This is a genomic window from Ralstonia soli, assembly GCF_023955655.1.
GTDB classification, from domain to species: Bacteria; Pseudomonadota; Gammaproteobacteria; order Burkholderiales; family Burkholderiaceae; genus Ralstonia; species Ralstonia soli.
Genome location: NZ_JAMXHT010000025.1, coordinates 1 through 2258, shown reverse-complemented (window position 1 = coordinate 2258; position 2258 = coordinate 1). Strand labels below are relative to the sequence as shown.

Sequence of the window (2258 nt, the reverse complement as noted above, 5' to 3'; positions counted from 1 at the left end):
AAGACCGACCGCTACCTCGGCCACTTCCAGGGCGACCCGGAAACCTACCGCCCGAAGGACGAAGCGAAGCATCTGCGCGAGTCCGATCCCATCAATCTGCTTGGCAACAGCCTGCGTGCTTCGGGGCTGCTCGACGACAACGCGGACGCTGCGTTGCGAGCCGCGATCTCGGCGCGCATTGACGCGGCCTACGACTTCGGCCGCAACAGCCCGTATCCCGAACCGGGCGACGCGCTGAATCACGTGTTCGTTCATTAAGCAGCCCCTGCGGCCATTCCAGGAGACCTAACATGCAAGCCTCACAAGGCGCGGCGCAGGGCGCGCGCACCCTCACCATGGCGCAGGCCATTTCCGAAGCCATCGGGCAGGAAATGGAACGCGACCCGCGTGTCTTCGTCATGGGCGAAGACATCGGCAAATACGGCGGCATCTTCAGCGCCACCACGGGCCTGCTCGACCGCTTCGGGCCGGACCGCATCATGGATACGCCAATCTCGGAGACGGCCTTCATCGGTGCGGCGCTCGGTGCGGCGGCAGAAGGGCTGCGCCCGATTGCCGAGCTGATGTTCGTGGATTTCTTTGGTGTGTGCTTCGACCAGATCTACAACCATCTGGCCAAGAACACCTACATGTCGGGCGGTCGCGTTGCGTTGCCGGCCGTGATCACCACCGGCATCGGTGGCGGCTACAACGATGCCGCGCAGCACTCGCAGTGCCTGTATGCGAGCTTCGCGCACATGCCGGGCATGAAGGTGGTCGTGCCGTCCAACGCGTACGACGCGAAGGGCCTGATGATCCAGGCCATCCGCGACGACAACCCCGTCATCTTCTGCTACCACAAGGGCATCATGGGCCTGTCGTGGATGTCCTATTTCGAGGGCAGCACGAACGCCGTGCCCGAAGAGGCCTACACGATCCCGTTCGGGCAGGCACGCGTGGCGCGCGAAGGCCGCGACGTGACCATCGTCACGCTGTCGCAGATGGTGCAGAAGTCGTTGCTGGCCGCCGAGCAATTGGCCGCCGAGGGCATCGATGTGGAAGTCATCGACCTGCGCACCATCGTGCCGCTCGACCGCCAGGCCGTGCTGCGCTCGGTGGCCAAGACCGGTCGCCTGCTGGTGGCCGACGAGGATTACCTCAGCTTCGGCCTGTCGGGTGAGATCGCTGCCATCGTGGCGGAGAACCTCGACACCGTGGCCCTGCGTGCACCGGTGCGCCGGCTGGCGGTGCCCGATGTGCCCATCCCGTACTCCCGTCCGCTCGAGCAGTTCGTCATTCCGCAGGTCGACAGCATCGTCGCCCAGGTGCGCGCGCTGGTGCAGCACCAACCCGTTTCCTATTCACTCAAGCGAGAAGCAGCATGATCGACGTATTGATGTCTGACGCCGCCTGGCAAGACGTGGAAGAGGGCACCGAAGCCCTGTTGCAGGATTGGTTGGTCAAGCCCGGCGATGCGGTAAGCGCGGGGCAGGCGCTGGCGGTGGTGGAGCTGGTCAAGACCACGCATGAGGTGACGGCACCTGTCGATGGCGTCGTCGCGGCTATCGAGGTTGCGGCACAGGACACCTTTGGGCGCGGCGCCGTACTGGCGCGGCTGGAGCCGAAAGCATGAGCCAGGCCCTCGCTTCCGTGCCCGATGCGGGCGAGCGCCGTGTCGTGCCGCTGGCCGGCATGCGCGGTGCCATCGCCCGCACCATGAGCGCTGCGTGGCAGGTGCCGCGCGTGGCGCAGTCGATCGAGGTGGATGCGACCCGGCTGGAGCTGGCTGTGCAGGCACTGCAGCAACAGCTCGGAGCACAGTGCAAGGTCACCTTGACGTCGTTCGTGCTGCGCGCGGTGGCGTTGACGCTGCGCGAGCATCCGCGCCTGAACGCCCGCGTGCTGGAGAAGGAAGTCGAACTGATGCCGGACGTCAACATCGGGCTGGCCGTCAGCCTCGATGAAGGACTGATGGTGCCGGTGCTGCGCAATGTCGACACGAAGTCGGTGGCCGACATTGCCGCCGAAAGCCGCCGTCTGGCGGAGGGCGCACGCGCGGGCACGCTGTCGGCCGGCAGCTATCAGCACGGCACCTTCACCGTGACCAACCTGGGCATGACGGGCATCGACAGCTTCACGCCCATCATCAACGTGCCGCAGGTCGCCATTTTGGGTGTGACGCGCGTGGCCAAGCGGGTCGTGGTCAAGGACGACAGCATCATGATCGCGCCCATGATGGGCCTGCATCTGATCTTCGATCACCGCGCGGTGGACGGCTA

Annotated in this window: 4 protein-coding genes; all 4 read left to right on the top strand. The window is 65.6% G+C overall.

Features of this window, described 5'->3' with window-relative positions:
- Positions 1–258, top strand: a 258-nt coding sequence (locus NG900_RS26500) for a thiamine pyrophosphate-dependent enzyme (RefSeq protein ID WP_252685370.1), incomplete at its 5' end; no start/stop codon positions are given.
- Positions 259–290: 32 nt separating this feature from the next.
- A complete protein-coding gene (locus NG900_RS26495) occupies positions 291–1364 on the top strand; it encodes an alpha-ketoacid dehydrogenase subunit beta (RefSeq protein WP_252685368.1) in 1074 nt (357 codons plus the stop codon).
- On the top strand, positions 1361–1612 hold the full coding sequence (locus tag NG900_RS26490; RefSeq protein WP_252685366.1) for a lipoyl domain-containing protein: 252 nt from the start codon (positions 1361–1363) through the stop codon (positions 1610–1612). Before NG900_RS26495 ends, NG900_RS26490 begins: the two co-directional genes overlap by 4 nt.
- The coding region (locus tag NG900_RS26485; RefSeq protein WP_252685365.1) for a 2-oxo acid dehydrogenase subunit E2 at positions 1609–2258 on the top strand (650 nt) is incomplete at its 3' end. The genes NG900_RS26490 and NG900_RS26485, both read left to right, overlap by 4 nt.